The organism is Phocaeicola faecalis (assembly GCF_021730445.1).
Taxonomy (GTDB): domain Bacteria; phylum Bacteroidota; class Bacteroidia; order Bacteroidales; family Bacteroidaceae; genus Phocaeicola; species Phocaeicola faecalis.
Map to the genome: position 1 here is coordinate 63234 of NZ_JADNRM010000012.1, position 17521 is coordinate 80754.

At 44.2% G+C, this 17521-nt stretch carries 12 protein-coding genes; 5 read left to right on the top strand and 7 right to left on the bottom strand.

What is annotated here, in order from left to right:
* The first annotated feature begins 5 nt into the window (after positions 1 to 5).
* Positions 6 to 1223, top strand: coding sequence for a glycoside hydrolase family 88 protein (locus tag IR173_RS12070; RefSeq protein ID WP_237039848.1), 1218 nt, complete (start codon positions 6 to 8; stop codon positions 1221 to 1223).
* Between the two features lie 46 nt (positions 1224 to 1269).
* Here IR173_RS12070 and IR173_RS12075 read toward each other — a convergent pair whose 3' ends face one another.
* Entirely contained in the window at positions 1270 to 2286 is a 1017-nt protein-coding gene (locus tag IR173_RS12075; protein ID WP_237039849.1) for a threonine aldolase family protein, read from the bottom strand.
* A gap of 163 nt (positions 2287 to 2449) precedes the next feature.
* Here IR173_RS12075 and IR173_RS12080 point away from each other — a divergent pair, with 163 nt between their 5' ends.
* The 4 genes from IR173_RS12080 (at position 2450) to IR173_RS12095 (ending at position 8402) form a co-directional block, all read left to right on the top strand.
* Positions 2450 to 5215, top strand: a complete 2766-nt coding sequence (locus tag IR173_RS12080) for a TonB-dependent receptor (RefSeq protein WP_237039850.1) — start codon at positions 2450 to 2452, stop codon at positions 5213 to 5215.
* Positions 5216 to 5249: 34 nt separating this feature from the next.
* Positions 5250 to 6821: a hypothetical protein gene (locus IR173_RS12085; RefSeq protein ID WP_237039851.1), complete on the top strand. Its 1572-nt coding sequence runs from the start codon at positions 5250 to 5252 to the stop codon at positions 6819 to 6821.
* A 116-nt stretch (positions 6822 to 6937) separates the two neighbouring features.
* Positions 6938 to 7909, top strand: a complete 972-nt coding sequence (locus IR173_RS12090) for a type I phosphomannose isomerase catalytic subunit (protein ID WP_237039852.1) — start codon at positions 6938 to 6940, stop codon at positions 7907 to 7909.
* 25 nt (positions 7910 to 7934) lie between these two features.
* Positions 7935 to 8402, top strand: a complete 468-nt coding sequence (locus IR173_RS12095; protein ID WP_237039853.1) for a nucleoside deaminase — start codon at positions 7935 to 7937, stop codon at positions 8400 to 8402.
* A gap of 175 nt (positions 8403 to 8577) precedes the next feature.
* Here the strand turns inward: IR173_RS12095 and IR173_RS12100 are convergent, their stop codons facing one another.
* The 6 genes from IR173_RS12100 to IR173_RS12125 form a co-directional block, all read right to left on the bottom strand.
* Complete coding sequence (locus tag IR173_RS12100) at positions 8578 to 10473, bottom strand: sodium:solute symporter family protein (protein ID WP_237039854.1); 1896 nt, start codon at positions 10471 to 10473, stop codon at positions 8578 to 8580.
* A 44-nt stretch (positions 10474 to 10517) separates the two neighbouring features.
* The gene (locus IR173_RS12105; RefSeq protein ID WP_394800671.1) at positions 10518 to 12629 is read right to left on the bottom strand and encodes a glycoside hydrolase family 31 protein; all 2112 of its coding nucleotides are present in this window, start codon (positions 12627 to 12629) and stop codon (positions 10518 to 10520) included.
* 133 nt (positions 12630 to 12762) lie between these two features.
* Positions 12763 to 14322, bottom strand: a complete 1560-nt coding sequence (locus IR173_RS12110; protein WP_237039856.1) for a DUF4874 domain-containing protein — start codon at positions 14320 to 14322, stop codon at positions 12763 to 12765.
* 34 nt (positions 14323 to 14356) lie between these two features.
* The gene (locus IR173_RS12115) at positions 14357 to 15247 is read right to left on the bottom strand and encodes an endonuclease/exonuclease/phosphatase family protein (protein ID WP_237039857.1); all 891 of its coding nucleotides are present in this window, start codon (positions 15245 to 15247) and stop codon (positions 14357 to 14359) included.
* Entirely contained in the window at positions 15244 to 16422 is a 1179-nt protein-coding gene (locus IR173_RS12120; protein WP_237039858.1) for a glycoside hydrolase family 130 protein, read from the bottom strand. Before IR173_RS12120 ends, IR173_RS12115 begins: the two co-directional genes overlap by 4 nt.
* Before the next feature lie 178 nt (positions 16423 to 16600).
* Positions 16601 to 17491, bottom strand: coding sequence for a helix-turn-helix domain-containing protein (locus IR173_RS12125; RefSeq protein WP_237039859.1), 891 nt, complete (start codon positions 17489 to 17491; stop codon positions 16601 to 16603).
* Between the last annotated feature and the right edge of the window lie 30 nt (positions 17492 to 17521).

A 17521-nucleotide genomic window follows, 5' to 3' on the forward strand; every position in this document is an offset into this window, starting at 1 on the left:
CTGTCATGAAGAAATATTTAATAGCCTTTACTTGTTCGGCACTGCTGGCAGCCTGCACAGGTGCCCCAAAACAAGAATCCACCACAAACGGATTCATAGAAGACAACATCACTTTTGCACGTGAGCAACTGGGCAAAGAAATCGGTGTGATTGAAGCCAGCGGAAAGTGCCTTAATCCTGTAACTTTAAAACCAGACAGCACCGTATTTTATTGTGATTACACTGACTGGCGAAGTGGATTCTTTCCCGGTTCCATCTGGTATCTGTATGAACTAAGCGGAGACTCCACCTTGCTACCTTTGGCTACCAAATACACCAATGCCATAGAAGACACCAAAAATCTAACCTGGCACCATGACGTAGGCTTTATGGTTAATTGCAGTTTCGGCAACGGCCTCCGACTGGCTCACATCCCCGGATATAAAGAAGTGATGATTCAAACCGCTCGTTCATTGTCTACCCGCTTCCGCCCTGTACCGGGCGTTATCCAGTCATGGGACGCAACAAGAGGATGGCAGGCTGAACGAGGCTGGGAGTGTCCGGTAATTATTGATAATATGATGAATCTGGAATTATTGTTTGAAGCGACAAAGCTATCAGGCGATTCAACTTTCTACCATATTGCAGTCAGCCATGCCGACCGCACCATGCAAGAGCATTTCCGCGCCGACGGAAGTTGTTATCATGTGATAGACTACAGCCTAAATGACAATAGCGTACGCCATCGGCAAACGGCGCAAGGATATGCCGACGAATCTACCTGGAGCCGCGGACAAGCTTGGGCCATCTATGGTTATACGGTTTGCTATCGCGAAACAGGCGACCGCAAATATATGGAGCAGGCCCTGAAGACCTTTAATATGATGAAAAACCATCCACGTATGCCTGAAGACTTCATTCCATATTGGGACATGGATGCCCCCAATATTCCCAATGAGCCGCGCGATGCCTCCAGTGCTGCCTGTATCGCTTCTGCACTTTATGAAATCAGCACTATGGATGTAAAAAATGCGGAAGAATATAAAGAATATGCCGACGGCATTATGAAGTCGCTGGCATCTCCCGCTTATCGGGCTGAGCCGGGCAAAAACGGCAATTTCCTGTTAATGCACTCGGTAGGAAGTATCCCTCACAATCAAGAGATTGATGTTCCGCTGAATTATGCCGATTATTATTTCATGGAAGCCCTAAAACGGAAACATGATATTGAAAATAAACGGTAACAAGCCGCACATATCATCCTATACTGCAGGGGCAGACATTCTGTCCCTACAGTAACTTAATACGTTCAATAAGTAAATCAATATCTTCGTCTGTCGTGTCCCAAGAAGTGACAAGGCGCATTTCGTTCTTAGCATCATTCCAAAAATAGAAATGATAAAACTCCTGCAGTTTATCCTCTTTTTCGCGAGGCATAATGAAGAATAACTGATTGCTTTCTACCGGTTGGGTAAACGTCACATCCGGCATGGCTTGCAAAGCCTCAGCAAGTTTTGCAGCCATTTCATTGGCGTGCCGGGCACATCGCAACCACAGGTTATCAGTCAGGAAAGCAGTAAATTGGCAAGATATATAGCGCATCTTACTTGCCAGTTGGCAAGCCTGCTTGCGGGCGTAGCGAGCTTCTTTCATCAAATCCGGATTGAAAACCACTACACATTCAGCTCCCATCAAGCCGTTCTTTGTTCCACCCAAAGTCAAGGTATCTACTCCGCATGCTCCCGAAACTTCATCCAAGCTGACTCCCAATGCTGCCGCAGCATTGGAGATGCGCGCACCGTCCATGTGCAGCAACAAACCGTGTTCGTGTGCAAACGTTGTCAAAGCGCGTACTTCGGCTGGAGTATAAACAGTGCCGAGTTCTGTGCATTGGCTGATATAGACCGCTCCCGGTTGAGAGTGATGCTCCACACCAAAGTTTATCATATAAGGTTTCAGGAGTTCCGGTGTCAGCTTTCCGTCAGGAGTAGGGATTGTGCGCATGAAACATCCGGTAGCCTTGCTTGGTGCTCCACATTCGTCTACTGCTATATGTGCGGTGTCGGCACAAAATATAATGTGATAAGGGCGTGTCATTAATTGCAATGCCATCGTATTGCTGCCTGTTCCGTTAAAGACAAACAGGGGCTCACAGGGACGTGCAAACTGTTCTTTTACTTTTCGGGTTGCTTCTTCTGTCCAAGGGTCGTCACCATAGCCGAAGGCATGGTCTGTGTTTGCCGTCATCAGTGCTTCCATTATTTGAGGATGTACACTGGAATTATTGTCGGATGCAAAACTTCTCATAGTAGAATCTTGAATTATAATTTTCGTGCAAAGTTAATCCCTTTCTTCCAATTGACAATGAAACAGCATTAAAATACATTCGAAAAGAAAGTATCACATGGCTGTATCATCTATGTAACACCTATAACCGACCTTTGCGCTGAATAAAAAAACAAGCTAAAGAATGATGAATACAAAGAAGAGAGAGTTTGGACTCATAATCATTTTCCTGTTTTTGGCCATATCCATTCAGGCGGCAGCACTGCGAGGAAGCGTGACCGACAAAATAACAAATGAACCGCTCATCGGTGCTGTCATACAAATCAGTGGTACTACCACAGGGGCAATTACTGATTTGGACGGCAATTTCGAGCTGGCCGGATTGAGAAACGGGACTTACAAACTGGTTATATCGTATGTTTCTTATAAAACATTGACTTTGGAGGTAGCTGTCAATGGCATGTCAGAAATAAATATAACATTGGAACCGGATAACCAACAACTGAAAGAAGTAGTGGTAGTGGCAGAAGCCAAGAGGAATACAGAAAATGCCCTGATTACCCGGCAACGCACCAGCCTGGTGATGCAGACCGGGGTCTCCGCACAACAAATTACCAAGACACAAGACAAGGATGCCTCCGAAGTAATTCGTCGGGTGCCGGGTATCAGCATTATTGAAGAGAAATTCGTAATGGTACGCGGCCTTTCGCAACGGTACAATAATGTGTGGATAAACAATAGTGCCGTGCCCAGTTCGGAAGCCGACGCACGCGCCTTTTCCTTCGATATCATTCCTTCCTCACAACTGGACAATATGTTGGTCGTGAAATCTCCGGCTCCCGAATATCCAGCCGATTTCAGTGGCGGATTTATTCTGGTGAATACCAAGGATGTTCCGAACAGTAACCTGCTGAACATCTCGGTAGGGGGAAGTATCAATGACCGAACTCATTTTAAAGACTTTCAATATAATAAAGGAAGCGGTACGGACTTTCTGGGATTCGACAACGGATTGCGCAGTTTGAATGGCGGCATCAACGCGGTACTGAATCCGATGAATAACGGTTATGACTTGCTGAACAACGGACTGAACAACGATTGGACCATAAAGAACCGCAAGCCTGTAGCCGACCTCAGCCTGAGCATGAATGTCGCCCATCGCTGGGTGAGCGAAAGCGGTCGCACGTTGGCCATGCTGGGCGCTGTGAACTACAGCAATACCTACAAAACATATCTGAATATGGATAATAATTTGTATGGTGCCTACGACATCACTCACGACCGTTCCAACTATTTGCGCAAGGGGGTGGACGACCAGTATAATCACAATGCACGTGTGGGAGTCATGTTGAACCTCACTTATGTACCGGCAAGCGGAAACAGCCGTTATGAATTCAAGAACATCTTCAACCAATTGGGAAAAGACCGCTATACGTATCGCAAGGGAACGGATGCGCAGAGCGATTATGAAGAGAGTGCAGAGTATTATTACCAAAGCCGCACCACCTACAACGGACAGTTTACCGGAAAACATACATGGGGCGATATGGATAAGCTGGATTGGAGTGCCGGATATTCTTATGCCAACCGGAATATGCCCGACCGCCGCCGGTACAACACGGTGCTGAATACGGATACCAATCAGTTGGAAGTAGAGAACCTGAATGAAATCAACCGTGAGTTCTCGCGTCTGGATGAACACATCCTGTCAGCCAACCTCAACTATCAGCATGATTTCGCATTCGGAGATTTTACTCCCACGCTCAAACTGGGAGGATATACGGAATACCGTACGCGTGAATACAATACACGCCTCTTCATTTACAGTTGGAAAAACGGTTTACCTAGTAGCTACCGTGTGATGAATGTGCCTGATGAACTGATGCAGGAAAAGAATTATGGTGAAGATAAATTGTATCTGCTGGAACAGGTGGACTGGCGTAATAACTATGAAGGAAACAATATGCTGGGGGCAGGCTATGTGGGCGCGAATCTTCCTCTCGGCAAGTGGAACGTGTATGCAGGCGTCCGCTTTGAGCACAGCCGGATGGAATTGGTCAGCCATACACAAAAGAACGAAAAGAGCCCGACCAGTGTCTATTACACCTATAATGATTTCTTTCCATCGCTCAATGCTGCCTATCGCCTCAACGAGCAGCACCAGTTCAGGCTGTCGTATGGACGCACAGTGAACCGTCCCGAGTTCCGCGAAGTCTCTTCTTCGGTTTATTATGACTTTGACTTGGCCAGTAACGTGCAAGGTAATTACGACCTGAAAGCAGCTTATATTGATAATATTGATTTGGGGTATGAGTACTATCCCAGTAACGGTGAACTGGTTTCAGTATCATTATTCTATAAGAAATTCAAGAATCCCATAGAATGGACATATACCGTGGCCGGAGGAACGGACTTGATTTATTCTTATATCAATGCCAAAGGAGCCGATAATTATGGTGTGGAGGTGGATATACGCAAGAATCTGGATTTTATCGGTATGAGAAACTTCAGCATCAGTCTGAATGGGGCACTGATAAAGAGTAAAGTGAATTTTGAAGCCGGGTCTAAAGAAGAAGACCGGCCGATGCAGGGACAATCTCCCTATCTGATTAATGCGGGGCTCTTCTATCAACATCCTAAGACGGGATGGAATGTTGCCTTGCTCTACAACCGTATCGGCAAGCGCATCATCGGTGTAGGACGCAGTTTGGGCAGTGCGGGAAACGAAGTACGCGTGCCCGACTCATACGAAATGCCGCGCAATGCCATTGACTTGAGCGCCTCTAAGAAATTCGGCAAGCTGGAAGTGAAAGCCGCTATCCGCGATGTGCTGGCCGAAAAGGTGTCGTTCAAACAATTTGAAGACACAGGGCATGGCGAAGTACAGCAGATAACCCGCCGGTTTAAGCCGGGACGCAGTTTCAACTTAAACATAAGCTATAATTTTTAAAACAAGAACTATTTCATTAGTAACTAATCAATAAATGAAAATGAAGACGAACAAGTTTATGACTTATGCTTTCTCGGCCATGATGCTGGGAAGCCTGGCTGCTTGCAGCAGTGATGATCCTGAACCCGACAAAGGCGGAGGCGAAGGTGGGGCAACGGACACGCCTTACGTATGGGGAACTGAAGGCTCTATCAAGACGTGTGACCATTTGTTGTTCAATGATGATAAGTCTGAAAACGAAAAAGGTACAGTGATAGGAAATGGTGACCAGGAATTTGTGTTCAAAGGGACCCAGACCCTTGCCAAAGGTACATACCTGCTGAAAGGATGGGTGTATGTAGGCGCAGGTTCTACATTGACCATCGAACCGGGAACCGTTATCAAAGGCGATAAAGACACGCAGGCTGCCTTGATTGTGGAGCCGGGCGGAAAGCTGATAGCCGAAGGAAAGCAGGACGCTCCTATCGTATTTACTTCTGAAATGCCGAAAGGACAACGCAAACCCGGTGATTGGGGCGGTTTGATTATCTGTGGTAAAGCCAAAAATAATTATGGGGTACTGAATCAGCAGATTGAAGGCGGCCCCCGCACCAAACACGGAGGGGAAGATGATGCTGACAATTCCGGGATTATTCGTTATGTCCGTGTAGAGTTTGCCGGTTATCCCTTTATGAAAGATAAAGAAATCAACGGCATTACGTTCGGCTCGGTCGGCAGCGGTACTACCATTGACCACTTGCAGGTTTCTTATTCCAACGACGATTCTTATGAATGGTTCGGCGGTTCTGTAAACTGTAAGTATTTAGTTGCCTACAATGGTTGGGATGACGAGTTTGACACCGACAACGGATTCTCCGGCAAAGTACAATACTGCTTGTCTATCCGCGATCCGAGAATTGCCGACACCTCACAGTCGAATGGGTTTGAATCGGACAACTGTGCCGATGGTTCTTTGGTTTCTCCCTATACAACGGCTGTATTCAGTAACGTCACTTTCATTGGCCCGCTGGGACGAGATGCCAACTTTGTCAATGATGAAAGCTACATCAATGCCGGCAACTTCAATCCTAATAATGGTTCGGCGCTCGGAAAATTCCAATCAGCGATGCAAATCCGCCGTTCCAGCCGTTTGAATTGCTTCAACTCTGTAGCAGTGGGATATCCTGTCGGTTTGATTATCGACGGCGAGAAAGGAAATACTGTGAAACAAGCGCAAGAGGGCATTATCAATTTGCAGAATATTTGGTTTGCCGGTATGACAGTCACCGGTTCGGATGCCAACAAAGTGTATGATGACGTATTATATGATGCAGCAAATAAAACCGTGATCGATGCCAATCAGGAATCTTACTCTTCCAGTTTTTTCAAAGCACAAAAAGGGAATAAGGTACTTGCCGACATGAACGAACTGAACTTTAAAGACAGGCGCGGCATCGGTGTGAATTATATGCCAAATGCAGGCAGTCCCGTATTGACTGCCGCTTCATTTGACAATGCCTTATTAGGCAATGGCTTTGATAAAGTAGACTATATCGGAGCATTCGGAGCGGATGACAATTGGCTGGACGGTTGGACAAATTTTGACCCTAACAATACAGACTACTAATACTCTTTTCTGAATACACACAAATAGCGAGTGATTTTTACGGAGATTCTATGGGTAAAGTCGTAGAATCTCCGTATTTTTGTATCCGAACCTAAAAACATTTAATATATATACCTATGTATCCATTAAAATTTAACCCCATTCTGAAATCCACCATCTGGGGTGGCGAAAAGATTATCCCGTTCAAACATCTTGCAACCGAACAGGCACAAGTAGGTGAAAGCTGGGAAATCTCGAATGTTCCGGGCGACGAGTCAGTTGTTGCCAATGGTACAGACGCAGGTAAAAACCTGAGTGACATGGTAAAAGAATACAAAGGAGCGCTAGTAGGTGAAAGCAACTATCAACGTTTCGGAGATAACTTCCCTTTGCTAATTAAATTCATCGATGCTTGCGATGATCTTTCCATACAGGTTCACCCCGATGACGAACTTGCCAAGAAACGCCACAACTCAATGGGAAAGACAGAAATGTGGTATGTTATCGACAATGCAGGCGGCAAAGCTCATCTTCGTTCCGGATTGAAAAAGAAAATCACTCCTGACGAATACGCGGCAATGATTGCAGACAATACAATCTGCGATGCCTTGGCAGACTATGCTGTTCAGCCGGGAGATGTATTCTTCCTGCCTGCCGGACGAATCCATAGCATTGGTGCCGGATGCTTTATTGCAGAAATCCAGCAGACATCCAATGTAACCTATCGTATCTATGACTTTAACCGCAAGGACAAGAACGGCAATACACGTGAATTGCATACCGAGCTGTCGAAGGACGCCATCGATTACACTGTGGAAGAAGACTACCGCACCGACTATACACCGGAACAAAACAAACCGGTGGAACTGGTAACCTGCCCCTACTTTACCACTTCTGTATACGATTTGACAGAAAACATGACTATGGATTACAGTGAACTGGATTCTTTTGTAATCTATATCTGCATGGAAGGCTCATGCACGGTAACCGACAATGAGGGTAATTCATTGGAAGTTCAAGCAGGAGAGTCCATACTGTTCCCGGCTACCACCAAAGAAGTAAATGTAGCGGTAAACGGTCATGTGAAGTTCCTGGAGACTTATGTATAATCCAATCTTGCTGATATAAGCAACTATGACTAAAAAAGAACTTATGCGGAAAGCCATCGAGCTTTCCATTGAGAATGTAGCAAACGGAGGAGGACCTTTCGGAGCCGTTATCGCTAAAGGCGGAGAAATAATAGCGACGGGGGTCAACCGGGTAACCGCTTCGTGTGACCCCACCGCCCATGCTGAAGTAAGTGCCATACGCGCCGCCACTGCTAAATTGAGAACGTTCGACTTAAGCGGATATGAAATCTATACTTCCTGCGAACCCTGTCCCATGTGTTTGGGTGCTATCTATTGGGCACGATTGGATAAGATGTATTACGCTAATAATAAGACGGATGCAAAGAATATAGGTTTCGATGATTCATTTATCTATGATGAACTGGAACTGAAACCGGAAGACAGAAAGCTTCCCTCTGAAGTGATGTTACGCGAAGAAGCTATTAAAGCATTCGAAGCATGGAGTTCTAAAACAGACAAGATAGAATATTAAAAAAATGGAGGTGTGTCAAAACTAAAATGCCTATCCAATCGTCAGCTGTAGGGGCAGGGTTTGCCTGCCCGAAGACACAAAGTAAACTGTTTTCGGGCGAGCGAACCTCGCCCCTACGAACAAAACGACAGTATTATCCACATTTTGACACAACCCCATTTCTATATAAATGATATCAATTACCTTCTTTGTCGAATCCTATCTCTTTCATCAACCTATTATATTCTTCTTCCTCACGACACAACGGCTTATACCACGTATATTTCAGTATAACGGTTGTCGCAATTAATATCAGGACGGATACGATAAAGCCCAGATTTCCGCGCACCACCAGATACATCGGAACAATAGTCAGACAGCATTGCCACACAATACCAACAGTCACATTAAATGCGTCACGCTTAAAGTTCTTATTACGCGTCACTTGCGGATAACGTGCTATCGCCTTATCGCTAACCGGTTTCCACCATCCCCACGGGCGTACACGAATATAGAAATTAATCAATGTATCCTCATCTGTCGGAGGAGCGGAATAAGTACCGGCAATACATCCTATCAGCGAAATGCCGAACAAGACAGGGAAGAAATATAGAACCAATCCGTCAGGAACAGTGAATTTCATGATAATAGCGGCAACCACACCTGCCGTCATGCCCCAGAAATAACCTTCCCCATTAAAACGCCACCAATGCCATTTCAATACATTGGCAGCAATATAACCGCCAAACAGAGCTCCTACAATCCACTGGAATATCTCATTAATATCTTTCAGGAAGAAACCCATAACCGTACTGATAATAACAACCAGAACAGAGATTAAGTAACTGGCACGAATCTGTGTCTTGACAGGAGCTTTGGGATTGATATACTTCAGATAAATATCATTCACCACATAAGCCGGAGCCGCATTGACTGTAGATGCGAAAGTAGACATGAACGCTGACAGCAGACCCGCCAATAACAATCCGGCCAGCCCTACCGGTACATACTTCGTTATCAAATGAGGCAAAATGGTTTCAAAATCCGTATTCGTCGCTGTCATCTGCGCCAAGCCACCGTCTACTTTAAAGAAATAAATTGCCAACAAAGCAAATCCCATAATCATCAAATAACGTGGTATCAGCAAAATAACCGGTACGGAACCACTCATCATAGCTGCCTCTTTCGGTGACTTACATGAAAGTATCTTCTGCATATCATAGTTAGGTGCAGGGCCTGCCATACTCATAAAGATTCCTTTCAGCAATGCCATCATCACAAAGATACCCATCAGGCTATAAGGTTCATTAGCCATTCGTTCTGTCAGCAAATTCATCCGTTCGCTCCAGTCAATATCAAGCGCCCAACCGAAAAACGGTGAATCCCATCCTCTGGGAACAAATTCTTGAATCATTTCGGGAGCCACCATATTCATGCCGATAATAGCAATGATGACACCTGCCACTGTCATAATCATAAACTGAACAACATCTGTCCAAACAATACTGAGCATGCCACCCAACATCACATAAAAAGTAGCAATTGCCGTAAAGAAAATACCATAGAAATGAGGAACATACTGCAACGGAATATCAAAAGGTACATATTGTGAGACCACCTCCCATGGGAAGAATATCTCCATAAACTTACCGATACCGATAAAACCGTAACTCAGGAAACCCAACACGCTCAGCAAAGCGAAAACAATCACAATGGTATGCGACAAAGTAGCTCCTTTTCCATGTCCGAAACGGGTTTTAATCCATTCGGCACCTGTCAGCACATTACTTCGGCGCAACCATACAGAAAGATACACCATCAGGAATATCTGGTTGAACACCGGCCATAACCAAGGAATCCATAAACTCTTGAAGCCATAAGCAAAGGCCCAATAGACCATCAGCATGGTTCCGGTAATATCAAACATACCCGAAGCATTGGAAAGTCCGAGCATATAAAACGGAAGGGACTTGCCTCCCAAGAAATACGAATCCATATTCTTTGCCGCTTTCTTCTTCAGGAATAGCCCGATAAGGACTATGATAATCAGATAAGCGCAAATAATCAGGATGTCAACAACATGTAATTTCATATATTATTTACTTTAAGATTTTTCTTGTTTAAGCAATTCAATGGTCAGCCAATCTGCACTTCCACCTTCTTCCGTATGTCACCCGGCTTGACAGAAACCACTATACCACCTATCGTTTTATCAAAAGTGGCCTTTACCGATTTGCCGTTCACTTTTACTTTTGTTCCTGCTGGAATTCCCGGCAATTCAATACGATAAGCTCTTTTTTGAGGCTGACCTTCGTATGAGCCCTTTGCCGGATGAATAGTAACAAAAGTCTGTTCTCCTTCTTTACGATAGTTCATTAATGTAGAGGCTGATTCCCCTTGCTGATAGGCTGTCGTAATTCCATCATCTTCATACAAGGTATAAGAGTGATTACAGCCGTCGTTGCCCGGATAACAACGGACAATCAACTCGGTAAGAGGAGTCGAACACATACGTTCTGTATAAGGCTGCATAGGCAATGGGTAGCCCCCCTTCACAAATAAAGGGAATTCGTCCAACGGACTTTCTACCGTCACCGTTCGGCCCCCTTGATATGCTTTTCCCGTGAAGAAATGATACCAGTTTTCCTCCCCCGGCAGCCACACCTCTTGCGAGACCAGCTTCTGTTCTCCTTCTCCCGGCATTGTTACCGGTGCTCCCAGCAATAAATCGCCGAATAGGAATTCACCCGGACATTGATATGCTTTCTCATCCGACGGGTATTCCAGATATAATCCTCTATTGAGTGGAATCATATCTTCATAACACTGATGGACAGAAGAATAAATATACGGCATCAACTGCGAACGAAGATGATAGATGCGTTTCATGGCTTCCTCTTCCTTAGCCCCCCACAACCAAGGGCGACGATCAAGCTTCTCATCATATACCGAATGGATACGGAGAGATGAATTCAATAAACCGAATTGTGTCCAACGGGTATAAAGCTCCGCATTGTCTCCTCCATAAAATCCGCCCAGGTCATGAGCCCAGAAAAAGCAACCGGCATTGCCGCTTGTTGTAGTCAAATCAATTTCAAAACGAAGCAAATCCCAATTGGCCACAGCATCACCTGAGAATTGGATAGGATGCCGATGGTCTCCCCAACCTGCCCAACGGCTAAAACCGGCGCCACGAAGATTATTACGGGCAGAATAATCATAATAGATTTTATTCAACCATGGCAAATGTCTCATCGATGTACCTCTGACGTATGGATAAAGATAATCCTGCTGCCAGTCCAACCACCAAAAAGCAACACCCATTGTATCGCTCTCTTGGTGAGCATGCTTCATAAATGCTTTCATATATTCCGGATTCCCGGCATCAAACAGAGGAACTCCGTTTGTCAGAGTATCAGTTCCCAAATCACGGATAAACATAGGATAGGCATCATCGTGCGGACGTAATCCATCGTGCGGATGCTCGTTCAGCACCACATATACATGGTCGTCTTTCAAATCCTGTATCAGTTTGGCAGGATCTTTTATCAGTTCCCGATTCCAACTATACCCTGTCCATCCTCTGGTTCCTGCATGCCCTGTGCCGATGGTAGCATTCTGAGTATGCCATCCCATATCAAAAACCATTATATCCAATGGGAAATCATGTTCTTTATATTCACGCACCAACTGACGATAATCGTCATCCGTATAATTCCACCAACGGCAATACCACGAACCGTGCACATATTTACGCGGCATAGGTGCCGGCCCGCTGACAGCACGAAGAGAACGTAAAGCCGATTTATAATCGTTTCCATAAACGAACAAATATAAATCCTGTACATGTTCTTCATCGCGTGCACTCACCCAACCGTCACGCAACACCTCTTTGCCTGTATCATTTATCAGATACCAACCGTCACGACTTAACAAACCTTCCTGACGATCTACCGGACCATCCACTTCATCCAAGGTCGTAAGGGCTCCCAGCAGATTTCCACTTTGTCTGCTGGCTATATACCAATGTTTCTCTTTAGCTTCTTCACCATTCTTAAAATAAACATGCAAATTGGTTTGTCCAAACGGAAATCCGTCTGCATAGTATTCAATCCGCATCACCGGAGTAGACAATACATAATGGCCTTTTGATTTCTCCTCTACTTTCACGTCTTTACACTCCGTCGAACGGTCAATGGCAAACAAAGTGGGATCATCTAAGAAATGGCCATTCTGCGCATATTCCATACGCACCAATTGGTCGGTAATGAATGTAAAACGGCTATTGCCGATAATAACCGGATTAGCCCAAAGCGTCCGGCCGGAAAAGAAAAAAACGAATAAGAATAATAACTTATAAAAATGCTTCATAATAGTATATTTACGGCTTTATCTGTATCGTTGCCAATACATTCACCCCATATCTCCCATCCTTTGAAATCCACCAGTCTACATCACCATTGGCACATCGAATAGCATAACGAGGATTATACTTCAATCGCTCCGACACATCAGGTAACCATAACCCCAAGCGATAAATTCCTGGAGAAACAGATACCTTTCCTGCAAATAAGATTGAGTGAGCCAAAGGAGTATAAGCTGTATCTCCAGGCTGATATGGCTGGCAGTCGGAAGAGCTGAATGATGCCGGCAATTCCGTTATCTCTTCCTTTTCGTCAATCAATACAAAACAAGCAGGACGTTCACTGCTGAAACCGGCAAATCCACGATTAATAAATTCCAAATTTAAAGTCAATGCTTCTCCATTCCTTATGGTTTGCGGCATTTCCAGTTTCTGCAATTCGATACGATATCCCAAGTGGTCACGAATATAGTCAAAAATACTACGTAAAACCAATGTTCCATCCTTTTTTTGAAAATAATGGTCTGATACCGGCATGTGATATTTTCTCAAAGAGTCCGCATTTATCATACTTTTCTTCCACACAACCATCGAATATTCAGGAGCATTTGCCTCATCAAACATCCGGTTGGAATGCTGTTCCTTATAATTATGGATAACACTCAAAGAAGTATAATGCTGAAGGAAGAATCGGCGCGCAGCTCCCATACCATCAATAATCCATCCGGCAGATGGGCTGTCAGGGTCACATCCGGCACTCCAAAAGCCCCATGGCAATTCACCGTCTACAACCAAATAAGGCGATTCTCTTACAATCTGTTCAAAATTGGACGTGCCTTCATGCATATCTCCATCCCAACGATCAGGCTTGATAACGATAAAGTCATCATGAAAAGAAATACGTTTATACAATTCCGGTTTACCCTTCAGAAGATTCTTAAATTCGGGAAGTCTCACCTGTATGTTCTTCTCTGCAGGTACCACTTCCAACAACTTTTCCAATATGGCAACCTTTGCCGTATCGGAATGCTCCAGACCATGAATAGAACTGTGCCATTCTCCCCATGCACCGATAACACCCGCCTGAACGACCAGAATCAAATCTTTATTCTTATGCAGAAATGGTTTCAACTGTTCAAGATGCGCCAATGCTTCTTCCAATGTAGGCCCCACCGGTTCCTGACGCACAAAATCTTTTTCATAAGCAAAACGCAAGACAGCTTTCTTCCCCAATTGTTGCAACCTATCAAAATATGCCTGCATCGTTTGAAACTCTGTATCCGATAGCTTTTTATCGGTCAGATAGGTCAAATAAAAATAACTTTGCGAAAGTGATACACTATCTGAAGCATACTTCAACGACAAAGTATCCAGTTGCAAGGTAGGGCTCTCTTTTTGAGTAGCAAGATCGACAGCTGTTTCCAAGCGAAACCCGCGTTCGGGATTATACAGTCCCTCGCTGCCATCCGCATCATCCACGGCAATGCCCCGATAATAAACTACTTTCTCACTATCAGTACAACTGCATACACTTGCCAAACCAAACACAAACAATAAACAATATCTTAGATATCTCATATTCATATCTTCATTCTCCTTTCCGCCGTTTTTTTCATTTCTCTAGAATCACACTGACCGGATAATGATCTGAAATCCCCTCATTCTCTATTCCATTATGCACGGCAGCACTTTTACATTTCTCCATCAATGAGGGAGAAAGTAATATATAATCCAACCGTTCACGGCGTTGCGGCAAACGCTTGTCGTCCCACTGCCAATCATAAAGAAAAGCAGCCGGAAAACTCATACGTGCACTTGCCGGATGCACCATCCGTCCTATCGCATCTTCCATGCCCGCTGCAAGGAAAGTCGAAATGACAGAGAAGTCATATCGCCCTTCCCTCAAATTACGATATTTCTTTTGTGACATATCCCAGCGTTGCATATTTACCAGCAATGTATCATGGCCGGCTATCTCATCGGCATCCAACGGAGAATGAGCATTCAAATCACCCGCTACATAATAATCCTTCAAATGATTTCTATGGATATAATCCACGATTTGTTGCGCCTCATTCAAGCGGTATTTCCACTCAAAAGGACTGAGATGAGTAGCGATGACATCAACACCGGCAGTTTTAACATGCATCATCCCATGCCAAAAGCCTTCTACTTGTTTCTTAATCACTTCTATCGGTTGCTTGGAAAGTACTCCGACAGGATATCCCTCTTCTTTCACCATGGCAGCATACGGATACCCGCATACCTGCCCCAATGTTTTCAAATCCTTTTCCTTAAACCCAACCAGTTCTGTCAACACAAATATGTCAGCAGCCTGTTTTTGAGTCCATTCGATAAAACGTGCACGCCTCAACGAGTCTCCTTCAAAACCATTCCAAATATTATAAGAAATTAGTTTCATTTGTTGTCCGGTCTGTCCCCACATAGAAAGAGCAGAGCAAGGAAGCAGCATCAAGAGTATTAATCCTAAAAGCTTTTTCATTTATTCAAATATGTTTCGTTTTTATCAATCAAATCATTAATCGCAGCTACGGATGTTGCCGAACGCAATCCGTCTGCCGGTGTGTGCATACAGTAATCTACCAGTTTATCGATAGTAGAAGTAGCCACATGCATACGAGTATCACTGGATGCATAATAGATATATACGGTACCATCCTCATCCGCAATCCAACCATTAGAGAATAACACATTGGATACATCTCCCACTCTTTCGCTGCCCAATGGAGCCAAGAAATAGCCTGCCGGTTCTGCTATTAACTTCCAAGGTTCGTCCAATGCCGTCATATAAAGGTAAAGCACATAGCGTAATCCGGCAGCACAGGCACGCACCCCATGTGCCAAATGCAACCATCCGGCAGGTGTTTTGACAGGATGTGGTCCCTCACCATTCTTCACCTCTTTTATTGTATGATAATGACGATGATTTATAATGATTTCTTCTTTCACCTCCGCCTGAGTCATATCATCTATAAGTGCCCAGCCGATGCCTCCTCCGTTGCCCGCATTAATAAAATCGTCTTGCGGACGAGTGTAGAGTGCATATTTCCCATTAACAAACTCAGGATGAAGCACTACGTTCCGTTGCTGACTGCCAGACTTCAAATCCGGCAGACGTTCCCAGTCCACCAAATTCCTGGTACGGACAATACCCGCTTTTGCTACCGCCGACGAGAGATCACCGGCCGGCGCACTGTCATCATGGCGTTCACTGCAAAATATTCCATATATCCAACCGTCTTCGTGGGCAGTAAGACGCATATCATATACGTTTGTTTCTGCAGGATTAATATCAGGCAATGTGATAGGACGCTTCCAGAAGCGAAAATTATCAATGCCATTCGGACTCTCTGCTACAGCAAAAAAAGATTTCCGGTCTGCACCTTCCACACGGACAACCAACACATATTTACCATTCCATTTAATGGCCCCACTATTCATGGTTGCGTTAAAACTGATACGCTCCATACAATATGGATTGGTATCAGGATTAAAATCATAGCGCCACTCCAACGGTATATGTTCCCGCGTAACTATCGGATATGTATAACGACGGACAATGCCATTCGTTTCTTCCACCGGAAGGTTCAACCGCTGCAACAATACTTCATGCTGTTGCTGTAACAAAGCTATTTTCTGTTCAAAATCTGCATTCATATACCTATATTTATCATGTATTAATAATTATTCTATGCACTTATTTAGTGCCGCTGCAAATTTCTCAATTAATAAAGTACAAACCTAATAGAATCCAAGCATTAAATGATGAAATCTTATCAATCCGGTGACAAAGACAGAAAGCAGAAGAACAGTCCATAGCTATCCCAAGGAAAAACTAAACAATGGTTTTACTCTTACGGTAATTGCTTCGAAATTCGCTGGGCGTAGTACCCTTCTTCTTTTTAAAGATACGATTAAAATTAGAAAGGTTATTGAAACCACACTTATAACCAATCTCGGCTATGGAATCCGCTGAGTCGACCAATGCTCGCGAGGCGGCCCCCAATCGTATATCAGTAAGGAAATCAATAAAACTTCGAGAAGTATGTTGCTTAATAAAACGACAAAAAGACGCTTCACTCATATTAACCATCTCTGCCACATCCGGCAAACGAATAGTCTCGGCATAATGCCTGTTTATATAATCTATTATCTTATTCAGTTTATGGTTATTGTCTCCTTCCTGCCGGATATCTGTCATAAACAAGCGACTGGCAAGTTCACGCATCCCCCTATCTAAAGAAAGCTCATGAAAGATTATCAACAACTTGATAAGTGAATAAAAACTGTCATTTTCGCAGGTCAGTAGTTTCAGCATAGGGCGTACCTTTATTACGGCCTCACGACTAAAGGCAACGCCTTTCTCGGCACGCCGAAACAATTGCCTCACACTGACCATCTGATTCTTGTTCAGAAAACTCTCTTCCAACAAATCCGGGTGAAACTGAATTGTTATTTCATGTATATGTTGTGACCGATTATGGTGATCCATCCAGGCATGCTCCAACCGAGGATTGGCAATAAGCACCAACTCCTCTTCTTCAATATCTTCAATAGAATCGCCTACAATACGTTGCGCCCCCTTTGCATTCTCAATATAATTAAGCTCGTATTCGGGATGAACATGGACAGGAAAATTAAAATTCGATTTCTGCCTTTCTATCAATATAAAACAATCTTTGGACGAAAGCGGAGACACTTCCTTAAATAAATCTGTGTTAATCATAAGCCGGCATCATTAGAAATAAGTCTTCTC

Coding starts and splice junctions, on each gene's coding strand:
- IR173_RS12110 (WP_237039856.1), bottom strand. CDS start 14,322: ATGAGATATCTAAGATATTGTTTATTGTTTGTGTTTGGTTTGGCAAGT.
- IR173_RS12090 (WP_237039852.1), top strand. CDS start 6,938: ATGTATCCATTAAAATTTAACCCCATTCTGAAATCCACCATCTGGGGT.
- IR173_RS12100 (WP_237039854.1), bottom strand. CDS start 10,473: ATGAAATTACATGTTGTTGACATCCTGATTATTTGCGCTTATCTGATT.
- IR173_RS12075 (WP_237039849.1), bottom strand. CDS start 2,286: ATGAGAAGTTTTGCATCCGACAATAATTCCAGTGTACATCCTCAAATA.
- IR173_RS12125 (WP_237039859.1), bottom strand. CDS start 17,491: ATGATTAACACAGATTTATTTAAGGAAGTGTCTCCGCTTTCGTCCAAA.
- IR173_RS12070 (WP_237039848.1), top strand. CDS start 6: ATGAAGAAATATTTAATAGCCTTTACTTGTTCGGCACTGCTGGCAGCC.
- IR173_RS12095 (WP_237039853.1), top strand. CDS start 7,935: ATGACTAAAAAAGAACTTATGCGGAAAGCCATCGAGCTTTCCATTGAG.
- IR173_RS12080 (WP_237039850.1), top strand. CDS start 2,450: ATGATGAATACAAAGAAGAGAGAGTTTGGACTCATAATCATTTTCCTG.
- IR173_RS12085 (WP_237039851.1), top strand. CDS start 5,250: ATGAAAATGAAGACGAACAAGTTTATGACTTATGCTTTCTCGGCCATG.
- IR173_RS12105 (WP_394800671.1), bottom strand. CDS start 12,629: ATGGAATATGCGCAGAATGGCCATTTCTTAGATGATCCCACTTTGTTT.
- IR173_RS12120 (WP_237039858.1), bottom strand. CDS start 16,422: ATGAATGCAGATTTTGAACAGAAAATAGCTTTGTTACAGCAACAGCAT.
- IR173_RS12115 (WP_237039857.1), bottom strand. CDS start 15,247: ATGAAAAAGCTTTTAGGATTAATACTCTTGATGCTGCTTCCTTGCTCT.